This is a genomic window from Paraburkholderia sp. EG304, from assembly GCF_046543485.1.
Classification (GTDB): domain Bacteria; phylum Pseudomonadota; class Gammaproteobacteria; order Burkholderiales; family Burkholderiaceae; genus Paraburkholderia; species Paraburkholderia youngii.
Map to the genome: position 1 here is coordinate 46,763 of NZ_JBKGUA010000005.1, position 16,856 is coordinate 63,618.

A 16,856-nucleotide genomic window follows, 5' to 3' on the forward strand; every position below is an offset into this window, starting at 1 on the left:
AGGTGGATACCATGAAACTCATCAAGTCGCTGGTCGTTGCCGCTGTTGTCGCTGTCCCCGTCGTTTCGTTCGCGCAGTCCAACGCGCCGCTTACGCGTGCCCAGGTTCGCGCGGAACTGGTCCAACTCGAAAAGGCGGGTTACAACCCGGCCGCGGATTACAACACCTATCCGCAGGATATCCAGGCCGCCGAGGCGCGCGTGAGCGCGCTGAACGGCGCGGCGGCGTCGGCATATGGCGGGGCGGCGAACGGGTCGTCGGCGGCCGGAGCCGGCGCGGTCAAGGTCCCGGCTCTGTCACAGCAACAGGACGTTGCCGGCCTCGCCACGGTCTACGCGCATCATTGAGGTGGGGCGAGCGCTGCCCATGTGGGCGGCGGCAATGGAAGACGGCCCGCTTCGAGCGGGCCGTCGCGCATGCACCATCGAATCGCTTCGAGGATATTCACCCCGCCGCAAACCTTTCTACCCTTTTCACCTGCCTCGGCAAAACGATATACATCCCCCACGCCACGACAAGAATCGCGCGCAGCGCATCCGCGGCATGACTGGGCAATGAAATTCCGACATCGGCAATCGCGACGCTTCCAGGCACCGACCAGAGATACGTGGTGAGCCCGAGCGACACCGCGCGCCAGAAGCCGAAACGCTCCGAGCCGGCGAAAGCATGCGCGGCCAGGCCGCTGCGCACCATGTATCCGGCGATCGGCAGACTCACCAGCAGGTAGATCACAAGCGCGACGATCGCCGGCATCGCCGCAATCACCGTCGACCATGCCGGTGAACTCTTCGCGCCCTCAGACGTAATCACGTGCTCGGAAAATTGCATCAGCGGCACCGCCGTGCGCGGCATCAGAAAGTGAAACGCCACCACGGCGACGATGAAAAGCAGCGTACTCGCGAGCCCCTGACGCCAGGCGCACGACCACCACACATACAGACGACGCCCGAAACCGATCGCGCGCCCGACGCTGAACATTGCGCCTCTATCCCTCAGCGCCGCAACGCACACCAGCACGACGAACAGCACCGCAGCGAAAACCAGCGCATGAGGGCTCAAAATGAAAGTACCCACACCGTGTTCCATCGAGGCCGCACCCGAAGCCGACGACGTCGTCGAAAAGTTCTGCAGATGGTGAGCGATATAGTCCGCGGGATCGAGCGCCTGCGACGAATCGTGCGTTGCCATCTCACCTCCGCATGTCGTGAATCACGGTGCAAGTCATCACGTTCTTCAGCATAGACGGCACGTGGCGTCATCGCGTTTCGCAGCGAGCGATCTGATTGTGCCTTCCTTTTGTCCGATATTCATCAGGTCGCCGCAAATAGCGTGGATTACACTGGTTTTCGCTATGCGACTTTAGAGCGTGGCCGACCCACGAAGTCACCATTGCGCGGACTTTCGTGCATCCCTTCCGCACGTATCCGCCGACGCCGAGCGAATCACGACTGCTTGGTGAAAGCCGTTCGCAGCTCACTACTTTGGCCCACACCTGGTCCTTCAAACGACAGCGACCACGCATTGCTGCGGCCATTTGTTAATCGACTATTTTCGTTTTTTTCAATCAGGCGCCTGTGATCCAGGCCGCTCGTAGGCCCTTGCACGCCAGGATTTCACGCGTCCGATTCGTCGTTGACAAGGAGATGACGATGAACACCCGGCATTTGAGCATTTGGTCAGCTATGGCCGTTGTACTTCTCTCGCTGAGCGGCACCGCGCAGGCCGGTGGTGACAATCGTGGCGGTGGTGGGCTTTGTTCGAACGCAACGCTAAGAGGACCCTATGGGTTCATCGGTCACGGAGTCATCCTCGGCTTGCTGGATTCGAACAACGTGCTGCATCCGTTCGCGACCCAGTCGATCCTCGATGACGTCGCGCTCGTGACATTCGACGGCAACGGCAAATTCACCCGCACCGATTTCGGCAGCATCAACGGCGTGCCGAAAGGCGGGCAGACCACCTTCAATCCGTTTCAGAAAGGCACTTATAAGGTGAATGCCGATTGCACCGGCACGATGTCGATCGTCTATATCGCGGGAGGAGCCGTGCCTGCCGGCGTCGAGACCGATCTGAATATCGTGGTCACTTCGGACGGGACCCAGGTCGAATCCGTCGTCTATCGGGCGAGCATCCCGTCAGCCGCGTCGGCCCCAGACGGCTTCAGCTGTTCGATGGATTGCGTGCAAGGGGTGCAGGAGGCGTTCGAAGGGAAGAAGGTTCTGGTCTACGGCTTCCGGTAGCCGGGTACCGATGGACCGGATGGATTCAAGCGCGCCGCCGGCTTTTCAACCGGCGGCACGCGCGCTTCGTCGATGCTTCGCTCAGTGCCCTTGCCGCTGGCCCACCGCGACCGGCGCATGCCTGGTCTGGCGGCTCAGCATCAGCGTCACGACCGCCGACACCGCCAACGTCGCGCCGACCACATAGAGCCCCGCCGTATAGCCACCCGTCACGTTCTTGAGCCAGCCGATCGCAAACGGCCCGACGAAGCCGCCGAGGTTGCCGATCGAGTTGATCATCGCAATCCCCGCCGCCGCCCCGGCGCCCGACAGGAACATACTCGGCATCGCCCACAGTGGCGCCTTCGCGGCGCTGATGCCGACGTTCACGACGACGAGCGCAAGCACGATCATCAACGCCGTGCTCGCGTTGCCGGCGAACACGAAGCCTACGCACGCAAGCGCGCACGGAATCACGACGTGCCATGTACGTTCGTCGGTACGATCCGAGTGCTTCGCCCATAGCACCATCGCGATCACCGCGAGCACGCTCGGCACACCGGCAAGCAGCCCGGTTTCGAACGTGCCGAAACCATATTGGCGGATGATCAGCGGCGCCCACAAGCCGAGCGTATACAGTCCCGCCGAGGTGCCGAAGTAGATCAGCGCGAGTGCGAGCACGCGCGGATCGCGCAACGCGCTGAGCGCGCCGGCCGTGTGGCCTGCCTGCGCGTGTCGCGCGTCGGCTTCGAGCTTCAGTTTCGCGATCAGCCAGTCGCGCTCTTCGGGCTGCAGCCATTCGGCTTGCGCGGGCTTGTCGGTCAGATACTTGAGCACGCAGAAGCCGAGGATGATCGCCGGCAAGGCTTCGAGTATGTAGAGCATCTGCCAGTCGGCGAGTCCGGCGATCGGCGGCAGTTTCATGATCGCGCCGGAAATCGGCGAGCCGATCGCGGTCGAAATCGGCGCGGCGGCCATGAACCACGCCGCCGCGACCGCACGCTGCCGGGTCGGAAACCACAGGCTCAGATACAGGATGATGCCGGGAAAGAAGCCCGCTTCGGCGACGCCGAGAATGAAGCGCAGCGCGTAGAAGCTGTTCGGCCCGACGACGAACGCCGACGCGAGCGACACGAGCCCCCACGACACCATCACACGAGCAATCCAGCGGCGCGCGCCGACCTTGTGCAGGATCAGGTTCGACGGCACTTCGAACAGAAAATAGCCGATAAAGAAGAGGCCGCCGCCGAGTCCGAACGCGGTCGGCGAAAGGCCTTGTTCATCGACAACGCGGCGAAGCCCACATTCACGCGATCGAGAAAGCTCACGAAGTACAACAGCATGACGAACGGGATGATCCGCAGCATCAGCTTGCGGGACACCCGGCTTTCGAGTTCCGAAGTCATTGTCTCCTCCTTCTGCGCGCGGCAGTGGACCGCGCGCGAGCCTCGCGCCGGCCGACGTTGGGCCGAGCTAGTCGAGTCAAGGTTGGGTGCCGGCCACGTGGTGGCCGGGGCGTAGACCGCGCGCCTGGGTTGCGCGCGGTTCCCGCTCGGTACTGGTCAATTCAAGCGAAGTCACCGCTCAAGCCGCGTTCGCCGCGGGCGTCGCCGCCTGCTCGATGAACGCGCATACGGCCGCCGTGACCTGCGCGGTCGTAGCGGTGCCGCCGAGGTCGCGGGTATGCAGCGACTTGTTCGCGGTGACCGCTTCGACGGCCTGCATTACGCGCGTGGCCGCGTCGAATTCGCCGAGGTGTTCGAGCAGCATCACGACCGACCAGAACGTGCCGACCGGATTCGCGAGCCCCTTGCCCATGATGTCGAACGCGGAGCCGTGGATCGGCTCGAACATCGACGGATAGCGGCGCTCGGGATCGATGTTGCCGGTCGGCGCGATGCCGAGGCTGCCCGCGAGCGCGGCTGCGAGGTCGCTGAGAATATCGGCGTGCAGATTGGTGGCGACGATCGTGTCGAGCGTGGCGGGGCGATTGACCATGCGCGCGGTCGCCGCATCGACGAGTTCCTTATCCCACGTGACGTCCGGAAACTCCTTCGAGATTTCGAGCGCGATCTCGTCCCACATCACCATCGCATGACGCTGCGCGTTGCTCTTCGTGATCACGGTCAACAGCTTGCGCGGACGCGACTGCGCGAGGCGGAACGCGAAGCGCATGATGCGCTCGACGCCGGCGCGCGTCATGATCGACACGTCGGTCGCGGCTTCGATCGGATGGCCCTGATGCACGCGGCCGCCGACGCCCGAATATTCTCCCTCGGAGTTTTCGCGAACGATGACCCAGTTCAGGTCCTCGGGCTTGCAGTACTTCAGCGGTGCGTCGATGCCGGGCAGGATGCGCGTCGGGCGCACGTTCGCGTATTGATCGAAGCCCTGGCAGATCTTCAGACGCAGACCCCATAGCGTGATGTGGTCGGGAATGTCCTTGTCGCCCGCCGAGCCGAACAGGATCGCATCCTTGTTACGGATCGCGTCGAGCCCGTTGCCCGGCATCATCACACCGTGCTGGCGATAGTAGTCGCCGCCCCAGTCGAAGTTCTCGAACTCGAACGTGAAGGCGCGGGTGGTTTTCGCGAGCGCTTCGAGCACCTGTGCGCCGGCCGGCACGACCTCCTTGCCGATGCCGTCGCCGGGAATGGTTGCGATGCGATAGGTCTTCATGTCTGCGTCCTGTGCTTGGTGAATGGCGTGAGTGGACTCTAGCGCGCTCGCACGGGTAAAAACCGGTGCTAAACTCAAAGCATCTTTAACTTGCATTCACAAATGCGAAGGCGTGGAAAAGACGATGCGCGACACCGTGCAGCCAGCGGATCTGAGCTTTTTCTCGACGCTCGCCGCGAGCGGCAGTCTCAGCGCGGCCGCGCGCGAACTGGGGCTGACCGCGGCCGCGGTCAGCAAGCGCCTCACGCAGATGGAGCAGCGCGCGGGCGTTGCGCTCGTGAACCGCACGACGCGCCGCATGATGCTGACGCCCGAAGGCGAGCTATACCTCGAACGCGCGCGGCGGATTCTCGACGAGCTCGACGAGCTGGCCGAATTGCTCGGCTCGGCGAAGAAGACACCTAAGGGTTTGCTGCGCGTGAACGCGACGCTCGGCTTCGGGCGCAGCCATATCGGGCCGGCGATTTCGCGCTTCGTCGCGCGGTATCCGCAGGTGTCGGTTCAACTGCAGTTGTCGGTCACGCCCCCGCCGCTCACCGACGACAGCTTCGACGTCTGCATCCGCTTCGGCGAGCCGCCCGATACGCGCGTGGTCGCACGCCGGCTTGCGCCGAACCGGCGTCTGCTGTGCGCGGCGCCGTCGTATCTCGCGGCGCACGGTACGCCTCTCACGGCGCACGATCTGACGCGCCACAACTGCATCGGCATTCGCCAGGGCGACGAAGCGTATGGCGTGTGGCGGCTGACTTCTGGGCGCGGCGCCGCGCGCAAGACCGAGGCGGTGCGCATCAAGGGAACGCTGACCACCAACGACGGCGAGATCGCCGTCAAATGGGCGCTCGAAGGACACGGCATTCTGCTGCGCGCGGAATGGGACATCCGGCAGTATCTGGCGGAGGGGTCGCTGGTTCAGTTGCTGCCTGATCACGACACGCCGAATGCGGATATCTTCGCGGTGTATTCACCACGGCATCAGATGTCGAATCGGATTCGCGCGTTTGTCGAGTTTATTGCGCGGGAGTTGGGGGGTGAGGTGGGGATGGTTGTGTAGTGCTGCGGAGCGGGTGACTCGAGGTCGAGCTACTCGACACATCGCGACACATTGATCGGGAGGCTGTTTCTTGCTCGCTAGCAACCAAGCGCATCTGATTGGGAATGGCCAGTGCGTTACACGCGTTCATGCTGTTGTGAGCATTTCGCGGTCTTCCTTATGGAAAAGGGGAGACCGGGTCCAAGGCAATGTCCTCATCGCCAAAGGAACCGTAATAGCTACATTCGACAGCAATGGACGCTATGGAAATCACACGAACGGAACCAGCCACGCGGCAATTTATCTCGGGCAAACACTGGATGGAATCACTGTAATTGACCAGTGGAATGGACATACCAAACAACCTCCGCATCGGCGTACTATCCATTTCCGTCGCGGCCATGGAACGCCTGTTAATCGGATATTATGTTGTCGAATAAGGCGGTCTTCCTGGCAGTTTGCCTCGTGGCAACGAGCGCCGCGGGTGCGTCGCCAACACGGGTCAGGTTCAAAATGCCCAAGCGTGCTTTCTGCGGGAGGGCAACATCATGTTCTGGATAACGCATCCCTGTTCGATGGTCCTCCAGAGGAGGCGGCGGACCTTATTCCTGAGCCGGGAAAAACATCTAACCAGTGGGATTTAACGGGCGTCGACCCCTATCTGGTATGCCGCTACCACGGCACTAACAGCACTCTTGTGATTCATGCTGTTGGTGCTCGGACCTGTGAAGCCACCAGCAAACCCTTTGCGGTTCACTGCACCTCTCGTTAAATGGACTGGGTAACCGCAAAATGGCGACCCGGCTCACAGTCGCTGCGGTTGCTGCCTAGATGCCGTTGGCACACGGCAAAGTTTGCATCACATTAACTCAACACTTGATACTGACGACCTTGAGCCTCCGACACCGCAACTCCCTCTGACTGAACAAACGACGCGCGTGTTCGTACGCCGGAATGGCCTGTACGACTGGAATCTGTAGCACGAAAATCGCGGTCGCCACAGTCTGTAAACAGACCCCGCCTGTTTTCACTGCACATCACTGGCTATCGAATAAAACTCCCCGATAACGTAAAGTTGAGAAACCAAACCCCGATCCCACTCCTTGACTCACCAAGGCCGGACCTGACCAAGCCGGGTAACGATGCCGAGACCAGACCCTGCGCCGTACCGCAGCCCGAGAACCCCGACGACACGGCGGCGCCGGCGTCTTCTGATCATCGGCTCGATCGTGCTCATCGCCGCGCTCGGCTGGATGCTCGCGTTGATTCTCGAGCCCGCGTTCCAGCGCACCATCGTCATCACCTCCGGCGCGGACGGCGGCATTTACCGCAGCTTTGCCGATCGCTACGCGCCGCTGCTCAAGCGTGAAGGCATCAAGCTCGACATCCGCAGTTCGTCGGGTTCGGTCGAAAACTACCAGCGCCTCGCGGACCCGGACAGCGCCTATCAGGTCGGCTTCATCCAGTCGGGCATGACCAGTCCGAAAGACACGGACAATCTGCAAACCATCGCCGCCGTGTCGTACGAGCCGATCTGGGTGTTCTATCGCGGCGACGCGACGATCGACCGGCTGTCGCAACTGCGCGGCAAGCGCATTTCGATCGGCGTGCCGGGCAGCGGGCTGCTCAACGTCTCGCAGGTGCTGCTCGGCTACAGCGGCGTCACGAGTCAGAACTCGACGCTGCTGCAGATGGACGCGAACGCCGCATACGAAGGGCTGGAAAGCGGTCAGATCGACGCGGCGTTCTTCATCGGCCGGCCCGACGCCGACATGCAGCACACGCTGCTGACCAGCAACCTGAAGCTGATGAGCTTCGCGCAGGCCGATGCACTGGCGCAAAAATTCCCGTCGCTTTCGAAGATCGTATTACCGCGCGCCTCGACGAGCGTCGCCGACGATCTGCCGCGCAGCGACGTCACGCTGCTCGCGGCGACGGCGCTGCTGGTGTCGAAGGACGCGCTGCATCCGGCGCTCGTCTATCTGCTGCTCGACGCGGCGCGCACGGTGCACGGCGGCGAGGACTACTTCACGCCCCTCGGCACGTTCCCGAATCTGAACACCGAAGAATTCCCGATCTCCGACGAAAGCGTGCGCTACTTCAAATCGGGCCGGCCGTTTCTGTATCGCTACCTGCCGTTCTGGCTCGCGAGTCTGATCGAACGGCGGCTGCTGATTCTGGTGCCGTTCCTCGCGCTGCTGATCGGCCTCGCGCAGGCGCTGCCGCGCATGCTCGAAGCGCGTATGAAGAAACGCCTGTTCGTGTGGTACCGCGCGATCAAGGCGCTGGAGGACGAAGTGTGGAAGAACGCCGAGCCGACTCGCGCCCAGATCGCGCAATGGAGGGACGAGATTGAAAACATCGACGCGAACGCTAGCCAGATCCGGATTCCGTACCGCTACTTTCAGGACGTTTACGCGCTGAAGCAGGCGATCGGCGTCGTGCGCGACCGGATCGCGCATGTGGCGCAGAAGATGGAGAAGTAAAAACGCTGTTCGCTTATCCCTGCGCGTTTCCCGGGTATTCACCACCGCCGAACCGGTTGATTTTTCGCGCGCCCTCACCGCAGGGTCGCTTGCCGCAGCGCAAGAAGAAAATCTCTGTGAAACCGGTCGAACGATAGGCCGATTTAATTGGCGTGCTCGCGAATCGCATCCTGTAATGGACTCCTGCCGTGCGCGTACCGTCCATCCAGTCTGCCGCGCACTACCCGGAGAGCGCCCATGTCGCAGCCTGAGCCGAATGTCGACGAAGTAGTCCGCAGCATCGCCGAAGAAACCGACACGCCGACCGAAACGGTGTCCCGCATGTACGCCGATACGCTCGCCGAATTCCGGAGCGAGGCGCGCGTGTTCGACTACGTTCCGCTGTTCGCCGCGAAGAAGGTCCGCAACGAGCTTCGCCAGAAGCATTCTCGCAAGCACTGACAGGCTGTAGGCGGCGATGCATCGGTTCACCGCACTGCCGCACGCGTCGTGGCTCCAGATTTGGCGATCATGGTGGAGCTAACAATCACGTCGCAAATTTTCTATGCTGGCGGTTCCATAGCTTTCCAAAGGAGCCGCCCACATGTCCGCCCCGCTGCAGATTCGCGCCGTCACCCGTGACGATTTCGATGCATGGCTGCCGCTGTGGAACGCCTACAACGCGTTTTATGGCCGCTCGGGCGAGACCGCGTTGCCGCGCGAGATCACGCAGATCACGTGGAATCGCTTTTTCGATGGCTACGAGCCGATGCATGCGTTCGTCGCCGAACGCGCCGGCCAATTGCAGGGCATCGTGCATTTTCTGTATCACCGTCATACGACGATGGCGGGACCGATCTGCTATCTGCAGGACCTATACACGCTCGATAGCGAGCGCGGCAAGGGCGTCGGCCGTGCGCTGATCGAGGCCGTCTATGAGCGGGCAAAAGCCGACGGCGCGCAACGCGTCTATTGGCAGACGCACGAGACGAATCACACCGCGATGCAGCTCTATGACAAGGTCGCGGACAAATCCGGCTTCGTGGTTTATCGCAAGACGCTCTAACGCACAGCGCTTCATCCAGGCCCATCGGCTTGCGTCCCGCCTATAGCGCGAAGCATGCGGCAACTCGGCCACGCGGTGCTATGCTTTGATCCGGTCCTAGCGGCGCGGTGTGTCCCAGCCGCGCGCTCGCGCCGCCCAAGCGTAGGAGGCCACGCCATGCCCAACGCGATCCAGATTCAGGTTGCCGACTCGCATCTTTATCCGGGCTGCGCGGTGCGCATCGCCGATCTTCCCGAACCGGCCGGCGCGCCGAACCTCGCCGAGGCGCGCGTCGAGTTCGCGGATGGCTCCGGGGCGCACGCCATTTGTCATCGGCGCGCGCATGACGAACTCGAATTGACCGTCGACCGTTACGCGACGCAAAAGCGTCATCCGATCGACGCACGGCACTGGCTACTATTGGCTGTCGATGCCACGCATCACAGCTGGCGCGTGAAGCGTCGGCTGCCGTAAAGCCGCGAGGCCTGCCGGCCTCGGCGGTTCCATAACCGGTGTCGCGCGCGCCGCCTGCAGCGGCGCCGAAGCGACCGTCACGTCTCCTTCGGAACTCACCGATGACCGACCACGATCCTCACCTGCCGCCGAAACTGGACAACCCCGATTCAATCGACAACACCAACGACGCCCCCGACGATCCCGAACGCCGGCGCGTCCTGACCGGTCTCGCGGCAGTCGGGCTCGGCCTCGCGCTGCCCGGCTGCAAAACGGGCGAGGAACTCGCGGGCAACGGCCCGCCGCGCAGCGCCGCCGACTTGCGGCTCGACGCTGCGCTGCACGATCAGGTGAAGAACATCGTGGTGATTTACGCGGAGAACCGCAGCTTCGCGAACCTGTACGGCAACTACCCGGGTGTCCAGCATCCGCTCGACGCGGTCACCGCCGAGCAGTACGTCCAGCTCGACCGCGATGGCAAGACGCCGCTGCCGCGGCTGCCTGCGATTTGGGGCGGGCTCGTGCCGCAGGCGCAGGAAGTGGACGGCAAGCGCTACATGATCGGCGAAAAAGATCTCGATCATCTGCGCAACCGGCCGTTCCAGATCGTCGATGCTCACGGCGCACCGTTGCCGACCGGCGTGATCACCCGCGATCTGATCCATCGCTTCTATCAGAATCAGATGCAGATCAACGCGGGGCGCAACAACCAGTTCGCCGCGTGGGGCGATTCGGGCGGCCTCGTGATGGGGCACTACCGCAATTCCGCCGACTCGCTGCGTCTCTGGAATCTGGCGCAGCAGTACACGCTGTGCGACAACTTCTTCATGGCCGCTTTCGGCGGCTCGTGGCTGAACCACATCTTCCTGATCTCGGCGCAAGCGCCGTACTACCCGGACATCCACAACAGCCCGGCCAGGAAGATGGTGTCGGTCGTGGAAGGCGACGATCCGACCGGCACCCGTTTGAAGCTCGCGCCCAATTCACCCGCGTCGGCGCTCGACGGTCCGCCGAAGTTCGTCAATGACGGCGCTTTCACCGCCGACGGCTATGCAGTCAACACGATGGCGCCGCCGTATCAGCCGAGCAGCGTGCGTCCGGCCGAAGGCGGCGACCCGGCCTTGGCTGATCCGTCCGACCCGCGCGTTATGCCGCCGCAGCACTACGCAACGATCGGCGACCGGCTGACCGCCAAGGGCATCGACTGGGCGTGGTACAGCGGCGCATGGCAATTCGCGCTCGATCATCGCGATACGGGATCGATGCCCGACTTTCAGTATCACCATCAGCCGTTTAACTACTTCGCCAATTACGCGCCGGGCACGGCCGCGCGCCGCCGCTATCTGCGCGACGGCGGGATGGGCAACGACGCGTCGACCAATCGCCTGATCGCCGAAATCGACGCGGGACGTTTGCCGACCGTCACGTTCTACAAACCGCAGGGCGACCTGAACATGCACGCGGGCTATGCCGACGTCGCCTCGGGCGACCGTCACATCGCGACGCTGATCGAGCATATTCAGCGTGGCCCGCAATGGCAGAACACGGTCGTGATCGTCACCGTCGACGAGAACGGCGGTTGGTGGGACCACGTCGCGCCACCGGTCGGCGATCGCTGGGGGCCGGGTTCGCGCGTCCCCGCGCTGGTGATCTCGCCGCTCGCGAAGAAGGGTTACGTCGATCACACGGTGTACGACACGAACTCAATCCTGCGTTTCATTAGTCGTGTGCATGGACTCGCTCCGCTCGATGGCGTGGTCGCGCGCGACAAGGCATTCGCCAGCAACGGACTCGCGCCGCTCGGCGATCTGACCGCTTCGCTCGATCTCGCTTGAACGCCTGTCGGCTGCGTTGATTTGCCGCGGCTCGCGATGTGCATGTGGTCGTTACAGCATGCATATCGCGTCCGCCGCGCCGCGGTGAGCATGCACCGTTCCTTCCCCACGGTTTGGAGAATTATTTTTCCATTCGCAAATCATGCCTTTGTCTTGCATAAAGCGCCGCGCCGCCTAGACTGGTAAAGCCCTTCGCAATTTATGAACGGAACTGCTATGCGACTGACCATCCTGATCAACGGTTCCGATCCCACCGTAAGCCATGATTACGCTGTGCTCTGGCTCGATACCGATGAACATCGGTGGTCGAGAGAAGCGCATCAAGGGATCGACTTGCCCCCTTGGGGTGAGCTGCGCGACGAGAACGGCGTGACCACGCTGTGCGCACCGAGCGCCGACGCGCCGCTCTGTACGTTGCGCGGTCTGCACGTCGATCGCAAGGAAAGAGTGAGCGCCGCACAGGGCGCCGCAGCATGGACCGCGCTGCGAACCCGCAAGGCGACTAGCGGCTTCTGGCGTTTGCAGGCGGTGGATCGTCAAAAAACTCGCGCTGAAAACAGCGTGTTCGGTAATTAATCTCTGGCGCGCTTCGCCGCGCTTCTCTTTTCCGGTCGAAACTTCCGGCTCGTTGCGCGAGCACTGCTCGAACTCGTAAATCTGTTCGTGCGCAAACGAACATAACGTACCGCCATATCGCGAGCCTTAAGACCTTCTTAAGCTTGCGTGAGTAGAGTCGGAAGTCCACGCATTCGGGTCGCTGCAAAGCGGCCCACTTTTTTGTGCGGCGCACGCCGCCTCTTCTGTTTCCCATCCCCTTTCTTTGATTCGCATGGTGCGGTCGCTCGATGCGGGCCGCGACGCTATACTTGCGTCCCCTTTCATCGAACCACCGACACATGAAGAAGTGGCTTGCCTGTCTGTTCGTCGCCGCTCATGCGGGCGCGGCGCCCCCCTGCACCAGTTTCACGCCGAATGCGCAATGGCCCGTCCTCACCAACCAGAAGATGGCGCCCAAAACGCGCATGCTTTGTTATAGCGATTTCGCGGTGCTGCATTCGGGTATCACGCACGGTCCGCTGTGGTCGGCCGAACATCTGACACGCGCGCACATCGAAGAAGCGAAGGACATGGTGCGTACCAACAAGTTCTTCGAAGACGCGCGTCTGCCCGAAGGCGAAGGCGCGACACTCGCCGACTACAAACGCAGCGGCTTCGATCGCGGTCATATGAGTCCGGCGGGCAATCGCTGGAACAATGAGGCGATGGCGCAATCGTTCTCGCTCGCGAACATCGTGCCGCAAGACCGTCAGAACAACCAACGATTGTGGGCGCGCATCGAAACCGCGGTGCGTAAGATCGCACTCGCCTACGACGACACGTACGTCGTCACCGGACCGCTATTCACCGGTCAGCAATTGCAGACGATCGGACCGACCCGCGTGTTCGTGCCGACCCAGTTGTACAAGGTCGTCTATGTGCCGTCGCGTCAACTGGCATTCGCAGTCGTGGTTGATAATGTAGCGACCAACCGCTACGACATGCGCACGATTCACGAACTCGAAGCGATGTCGGGCATCCGCTTTCCGGGCATTCCGGATAACCTGAAGGACCAGCGGCCAGGAGGACTAAAAGGTGTTTAAGCCCTACTCGAACGATGACGATGTGCTCAACATTCAGGGCGATGCGCTCACGCTCAGCAACGGCACGACGCGTGTCGTGCTGAACGGCACGCTCGAATTGACGCGCGATCAACGCGGATTGAAGGCGGCGCTCGCGCTGAAGGAAGCGCTCGATGCGATCGTCGCGAGTCTGCAGGCGCAGAAAGATCTGCCGGCGAAGGTGCAGGACGAGCCGGATGCCAAGCCGGGTGTCGTGCAGAATCCGTTTGAATAACTGGACCGTCGACGTTGCATTTGCGCAACCTCGCAACTCGCAAGTTTTACTGATGTCGGTCACGCAAACCTTTGCGTGACCACGCGTTTTCCAATCTCGCGCCAATCGGGCGGAGCGCCTCCGCTCTGTCACATAACGTACATAGAGAAACCTTAGCGTGCGAGGTTTCTTCATACATCGACTGGCGTCGCCATGCATCCAGCGTTCTCGAGGTTTCGCCGTTCTTCCGCACAGGGGAATCCGCGCACAGCCGGAGACTTGTGCCAGGAAGTTCCATCCGTAGACGTTGAAGATCCCAACTCCGTGGTCATGGAGATCTTCTCGGCGCGCCGCGACATGCAGAGTCTCGCTGTCATCAATCACCAGCGTCCCATCGGCCTGATCAATCGCGATATCTTCATGTCGCAGATGAGCAAGCCGTTCCATCGCGAGCTTTACGACAAGAAGAGTTGCATCGCGTTCATGGACAAGGACCCGCTCATCGTCGATGCCGGCGTGAGCATCGAGGCACTGACGTTCAGGACCGTCGAGGCCGGAGAAAAAGCACTGGTCGATGGTTTCATCGTGACGCGCGACGGACTCTTCTCAGGTCTCGGCAGCGGTTTGCAGCTGATCAGCGCGGTCGCTGAAATGCAGGCGGAGAAGAACCGCCAGATCATGCAGAGTATCGAGTACGCCAGCGTGATCCAGCGCGCCATGTTGCGCGCTTCCAGCGAGACGCTGTCGATGAAGCTGCGCGACGCGGCGATGGTCTGGGAACCTCGCGACGTGGTCGGCGGCGACTTCTATCATTTCGCGGCCTTTCCGAACGGCTGGTTCGGCGCCGTTGCCGATTGCACCGGACATGGCGTGCCCGGCGCCTTCATGACCTTGCTTGCTTCGGCGTCATTGTCGAAGGCGCTCGAACAGATCGGTCCGCGCGACCCCGCCGCGCTGCTGGCTGCCGTCAATCGCAACGTCAAGGCCTTGCTGGGGCAAGTGAACGGTGCCGACGAAGGAACCCAATCCAACGACGGCCTGGACACGGCACTCTTCTGGTTCGATGCCACCGAGAGCGTGCTGCATTTTGCTGGCGCGAGGATCGCGCTGCACATCCTGTCACCCGATGCCGGGGCGTTCGAAACGATCAGCGCCGACCGCATGGGTGTCGGCTACGTGGACAGTCGCGCCGACTATGCGTGGAGCTTGCGCTCGGTTCCGGTGACGGCGGGTAGCCTGCTGTTCGTCTATACCGACGGCCTCGCCGATCAGATCGGCGGCCCGCGCAACATTTCTTTCGGCCGGCGCCGTGCGCTCGACCTGATCCTCGAGAACCGCGCCGAAACCCCAGCGACGATTTGCGAGCGCGTCCGGCTCGCGCTCGCGGAGTGGCAAGGCAATCAACCGCGCCGTGACGACGTCACGCTTTTCTGTGCCCGCATTTAGTGAATTCCCAGAATGTCTCAACTACTAGAACAAGACAGCGCTTTTTTCGAACTCGCGCAGCGGCGCAACGTGCTCTTCTATCACAAGGGCTACTTCTCCCATAACATCGTCGCGTCGATGGGCGAAGTCGTGAAACTGCAACTCGAAGTCGCCGGCGTCAGCGGTCCTACCCGCCGCAAACTTTTCTCGTCTTTTATCGAGCTGGCACAGAACATCGTTCATTACTCGTCGAACGCGCTGGAGCCCGGCGGCGAACGGGCAGGCGCGATACGCGAGGGCGCGGTGTGCATCTCCAGGCACGGCGAGCATCATGTGATGCTGTGCGTCAATCCCATCGCGACCGCCGAGGTCGAGGGCCTGCGCAACCGGTTGGAGCCTCTGCGCAACATGTCGCTCGAAGAAATCAAGCAGGCGTACAAGGTGACATTGCGTGCCGACGCTCCGAAGGACAGCAAGGGCGCCGGCCTCGGCTTCCTGACGATGGCGCGCGACGCGAGCGCGCCCCTCGAATTCGCTTTTCATCCGCGTGCCGACGAACCCGGCACCACGCTGTTTTGCCTCATGGCCATCATCTGAGCAGGAAGGCACAAGAACAATGGAAAACCTACACATCCCCGCGACGACGACGTCGCCCGAAGTCGACTTTCGCTTCGACCAACACGCGTTGTCGATCAAGGGTGAGTCCTACCCGGAAAACGCAGCCGCTTTTTACGCGCCGATCATCGAGCAGATGCGTAAGTACCTCGCCGCGAACACCGGGGCCGAAATCACCATCGACGTCGCGCTAACGTACTTCAACAGCTCGAGCACCAAGATGCTGTTCAGCATCTTCGACGCGCTCGATCAGGCGGCGGAATCGGGAAGCCGCGTGTCGATGAACTGGTATCGCGACGAGGAAGACGAGACCATCGCCGAATTCGGCGAAGAACTGAAGGCCGATTTCCGCTCGATCGAGTTCACCGATCGTCCCATCGCGCAGCAGGGAAAATAAGGTGCGTTCGACCTCTTCCCGTGACGTGTCCTCGGGCGGCGCACCCGATCTGTTCCAGAACGAGAGCACGGCGCTGGCAAAGGCCCGCGCAATGCATTCGATCATCGATGCGGATGCCGCGGAATATCGCCAGTCGCTGGGCGAACTGATCGAGCACTTCCAGCGCCTGATGCGCGAAACACGGCGCCTGATCGGCCGCAGCGACCGGGCCGAACGCGAGATGCAGGTGCTGGCCCAGCAGTTGGCGTATCGCGCCTCGCACGACGCGTTGACGGGCGTACTGAACCGCAGCGCCGTAATCGAGCGGACCACCAAGGTTTTGCGCACCAGCAGCGCGGTGATGATCATCCTCGACATCGACGAATTCAAGCGGATCAACGACGACTACGGCCACCCCACTGGAGATGCGGTCATTTCGGGGGTCGTAGACTGTCTGCGCGGAATCGTCGGGGAACAAGGCTTCATCGGGCGAGTGGGCGGTGAGGAGTTCACCGTGCTGCTGCCCGGTCATGAACCGGCCAGTGGCGCCATTCTTGCCGAGCGCATGCGGGAAGCCATCAGTGACTCGCTGGTCGTTCCACCGGTCGAGCGCCGCATCACGGCCAGCTTTGGCGTCAGCATCAACGCAGTCGGAACCTGTTTCGACACCGCATACGGTCTCGCGGATGCGGCTCTGTACCGCGCCAAGCGAAGCGGACGCAACCGCGTGGAATTTGCCGATCAATAGGCGGATAAGCAGAGCCATAGCGCGCCATTACCGGGGTAGATCCCCAGCGCCCTAAGGCAAGTCATGCAGCCACCTGAACATTCACTATCCGGGC

Annotated in this window: 18 protein-coding genes and 1 pseudogene; 16 read left to right on the forward strand and 3 right to left on the reverse strand. The window is 62.1% G+C overall.

Annotation, left to right across the window (positions count from 1 at the left end; genetic code table 11):
- Window positions 1-11: 11 nt before the first annotated feature.
- A complete protein-coding gene (locus tag ACLFKU_RS07935; RefSeq protein ID WP_368583414.1) occupies window positions 12-347 on the forward strand; it encodes a DUF4148 domain-containing protein in 336 nt (111 codons plus the stop codon).
- Window positions 348-444: 97 nt separating this feature from the next.
- Here the strand turns inward: ACLFKU_RS07935 and ACLFKU_RS07940 are convergent, their stop codons facing one another.
- On the reverse strand, window positions 445-1,188 hold the full coding sequence (locus tag ACLFKU_RS07940) for a hypothetical protein (protein WP_410848703.1): 744 nt from the start codon (window positions 1,186-1,188) through the stop codon (window positions 445-447).
- Between the two features lie 461 nt (window positions 1,189-1,649).
- On the opposite strand from ACLFKU_RS07940, the gene ACLFKU_RS07945 reads away from it, so the two are divergent.
- The gene (locus ACLFKU_RS07945) at window positions 1,650-2,240 is read left to right on the forward strand and encodes a hypothetical protein (protein ID WP_368583516.1); all 591 of its coding nucleotides are present in this window, start codon (window positions 1,650-1,652) and stop codon (window positions 2,238-2,240) included.
- Window positions 2,241-2,321: 81 nt separating this feature from the next.
- Here the strand turns inward: ACLFKU_RS07945 and ACLFKU_RS07950 are convergent.
- Together ACLFKU_RS07950 and ACLFKU_RS07955 are read right to left on the reverse strand one after the other, a co-directional pair.
- Window positions 2,322-3,625 (reverse strand): annotated as a pseudogene (locus tag ACLFKU_RS07950) (MFS transporter).
- A gap of 178 nt (window positions 3,626-3,803) precedes the next feature.
- Entirely contained in the window at window positions 3,804-4,898 is a 1,095-nt protein-coding gene (locus ACLFKU_RS07955; RefSeq protein ID WP_368583417.1) for a tartrate dehydrogenase, read from the reverse strand.
- 124 nt (window positions 4,899-5,022) lie between these two features.
- Between ACLFKU_RS07955 and ACLFKU_RS07960 the strand changes: the two genes are divergently transcribed.
- The 14 genes from ACLFKU_RS07960 (at window position 5,023) to ACLFKU_RS08025 (ending at window position 16,762) form a co-directional block, all read left to right on the forward strand.
- The gene (locus ACLFKU_RS07960) at window positions 5,023-5,949 is read left to right on the forward strand and encodes a LysR substrate-binding domain-containing protein (protein WP_368583418.1); all 927 of its coding nucleotides are present in this window, start codon (window positions 5,023-5,025) and stop codon (window positions 5,947-5,949) included.
- A gap of 70 nt (window positions 5,950-6,019) precedes the next feature.
- Complete coding sequence (locus tag ACLFKU_RS07965; RefSeq protein ID WP_410848704.1) at window positions 6,020-6,700, forward strand: BPSL0067 family protein; 681 nt, start codon at window positions 6,020-6,022, stop codon at window positions 6,698-6,700.
- Between the two features lie 370 nt (window positions 6,701-7,070).
- A complete protein-coding gene (locus tag ACLFKU_RS07970; protein ID WP_410848705.1) occupies window positions 7,071-8,414 on the forward strand; it encodes a TAXI family TRAP transporter solute-binding subunit in 1,344 nt (447 codons plus the stop codon).
- A gap of 237 nt (window positions 8,415-8,651) precedes the next feature.
- On the forward strand, window positions 8,652-8,855 hold the full coding sequence (locus tag ACLFKU_RS07975; RefSeq protein WP_368583420.1) for a DUF3562 domain-containing protein: 204 nt from the start codon (window positions 8,652-8,654) through the stop codon (window positions 8,853-8,855).
- Between the two features lie 142 nt (window positions 8,856-8,997).
- Window positions 8,998-9,459 (forward strand): GNAT family N-acetyltransferase, encoded by a 462-nt coding sequence (locus ACLFKU_RS07980; protein ID WP_368583421.1) that lies wholly within the window; start codon window positions 8,998-9,000, stop codon window positions 9,457-9,459.
- 156 nt (window positions 9,460-9,615) lie between these two features.
- Complete coding sequence (locus ACLFKU_RS07985; RefSeq protein WP_368583422.1) at window positions 9,616-9,912, forward strand: hypothetical protein; 297 nt, start codon at window positions 9,616-9,618, stop codon at window positions 9,910-9,912.
- A 101-nt stretch (window positions 9,913-10,013) separates the two neighbouring features.
- Window positions 10,014-11,726: an acid phosphatase gene (locus ACLFKU_RS07990; protein WP_410848706.1), complete on the forward strand. Its 1,713-nt coding sequence runs from the start codon at window positions 10,014-10,016 to the stop codon at window positions 11,724-11,726.
- Between the two features lie 216 nt (window positions 11,727-11,942).
- A complete protein-coding gene (locus ACLFKU_RS07995; RefSeq protein WP_013092796.1) occupies window positions 11,943-12,302 on the forward strand; it encodes a DUF3564 domain-containing protein in 360 nt (119 codons plus the stop codon).
- A gap of 320 nt (window positions 12,303-12,622) precedes the next feature.
- On the forward strand, window positions 12,623-13,366 hold the full coding sequence (locus ACLFKU_RS08000; RefSeq protein WP_410848707.1) for a DNA/RNA non-specific endonuclease: 744 nt from the start codon (window positions 12,623-12,625) through the stop codon (window positions 13,364-13,366).
- Window positions 13,359-13,619, forward strand: coding sequence for a hypothetical protein (locus tag ACLFKU_RS08005; protein ID WP_176107048.1), 261 nt, complete (start codon window positions 13,359-13,361; stop codon window positions 13,617-13,619). Before ACLFKU_RS08000 ends, ACLFKU_RS08005 begins: the two co-directional genes overlap by 8 nt.
- A 309-nt stretch (window positions 13,620-13,928) precedes the next feature.
- Window positions 13,929-15,044 carry a SpoIIE family protein phosphatase gene (locus tag ACLFKU_RS08010; RefSeq protein WP_410848708.1) on the forward strand — a complete coding sequence of 372 codons (1,116 nt, stop codon included), beginning with the start codon at window positions 13,929-13,931 and terminating at the stop codon, window positions 15,042-15,044.
- Window positions 15,045-15,056: 12 nt separating this feature from the next.
- Complete coding sequence (locus ACLFKU_RS08015; RefSeq protein ID WP_410848709.1) at window positions 15,057-15,620, forward strand: SiaB family protein kinase; 564 nt, start codon at window positions 15,057-15,059, stop codon at window positions 15,618-15,620.
- A 19-nt stretch (window positions 15,621-15,639) separates the two neighbouring features.
- A complete protein-coding gene (locus ACLFKU_RS08020) occupies window positions 15,640-16,035 on the forward strand; it encodes a DUF1987 domain-containing protein (protein ID WP_410848710.1) in 396 nt (131 codons plus the stop codon).
- 1 nt (window position 16,036) lies between these two features.
- On the forward strand, window positions 16,037-16,762 hold the full coding sequence (locus tag ACLFKU_RS08025; RefSeq protein ID WP_410848711.1) for a GGDEF domain-containing protein: 726 nt from the start codon (window positions 16,037-16,039) through the stop codon (window positions 16,760-16,762).
- The last annotated feature ends 94 nt before the right edge of the window (window positions 16,763-16,856 follow it).

What these genes read in the sequence shown, in the direction of transcription:
- ACLFKU_RS07935 (WP_368583414.1), top strand. Translation starts at nt 12, where the DNA reads ATGAAACTCATCAAGTCGCTGGTCGTTGCCGCTGTTGTCGCTGTCCCC.
- ACLFKU_RS07940 (WP_410848703.1), bottom strand. Translation starts at nt 1,188, where the DNA reads ATGGCAACGCACGATTCGTCGCAGGCGCTCGATCCCGCGGACTATATC.
- ACLFKU_RS07945 (WP_368583516.1), top strand. Translation starts at nt 1,650, where the DNA reads ATGAACACCCGGCATTTGAGCATTTGGTCAGCTATGGCCGTTGTACTT.
- ACLFKU_RS07955 (WP_368583417.1), bottom strand. Translation starts at nt 4,898, where the DNA reads ATGAAGACCTATCGCATCGCAACCATTCCCGGCGACGGCATCGGCAAG.
- ACLFKU_RS07960 (WP_368583418.1), top strand. Translation starts at nt 5,023, where the DNA reads ATGCGCGACACCGTGCAGCCAGCGGATCTGAGCTTTTTCTCGACGCTC.
- ACLFKU_RS07970 (WP_410848705.1), top strand. Translation starts at nt 7,071, where the DNA reads ATGCCGAGACCAGACCCTGCGCCGTACCGCAGCCCGAGAACCCCGACG.
- ACLFKU_RS07975 (WP_368583420.1), top strand. Translation starts at nt 8,652, where the DNA reads ATGTCGCAGCCTGAGCCGAATGTCGACGAAGTAGTCCGCAGCATCGCC.
- ACLFKU_RS07980 (WP_368583421.1), top strand. Translation starts at nt 8,998, where the DNA reads ATGTCCGCCCCGCTGCAGATTCGCGCCGTCACCCGTGACGATTTCGAT.
- ACLFKU_RS07985 (WP_368583422.1), top strand. Translation starts at nt 9,616, where the DNA reads ATGCCCAACGCGATCCAGATTCAGGTTGCCGACTCGCATCTTTATCCG.
- ACLFKU_RS07990 (WP_410848706.1), top strand. Translation starts at nt 10,014, where the DNA reads ATGACCGACCACGATCCTCACCTGCCGCCGAAACTGGACAACCCCGAT.
- ACLFKU_RS07995 (WP_013092796.1), top strand. Translation starts at nt 11,943, where the DNA reads ATGCGACTGACCATCCTGATCAACGGTTCCGATCCCACCGTAAGCCAT.
- ACLFKU_RS08000 (WP_410848707.1), top strand. Translation starts at nt 12,623, where the DNA reads ATGAAGAAGTGGCTTGCCTGTCTGTTCGTCGCCGCTCATGCGGGCGCG.
- ACLFKU_RS08010 (WP_410848708.1), top strand. Translation starts at nt 13,929, where the DNA reads ATGGAGATCTTCTCGGCGCGCCGCGACATGCAGAGTCTCGCTGTCATC.
- ACLFKU_RS08015 (WP_410848709.1), top strand. Translation starts at nt 15,057, where the DNA reads ATGTCTCAACTACTAGAACAAGACAGCGCTTTTTTCGAACTCGCGCAG.
- ACLFKU_RS08020 (WP_410848710.1), top strand. Translation starts at nt 15,640, where the DNA reads ATGGAAAACCTACACATCCCCGCGACGACGACGTCGCCCGAAGTCGAC.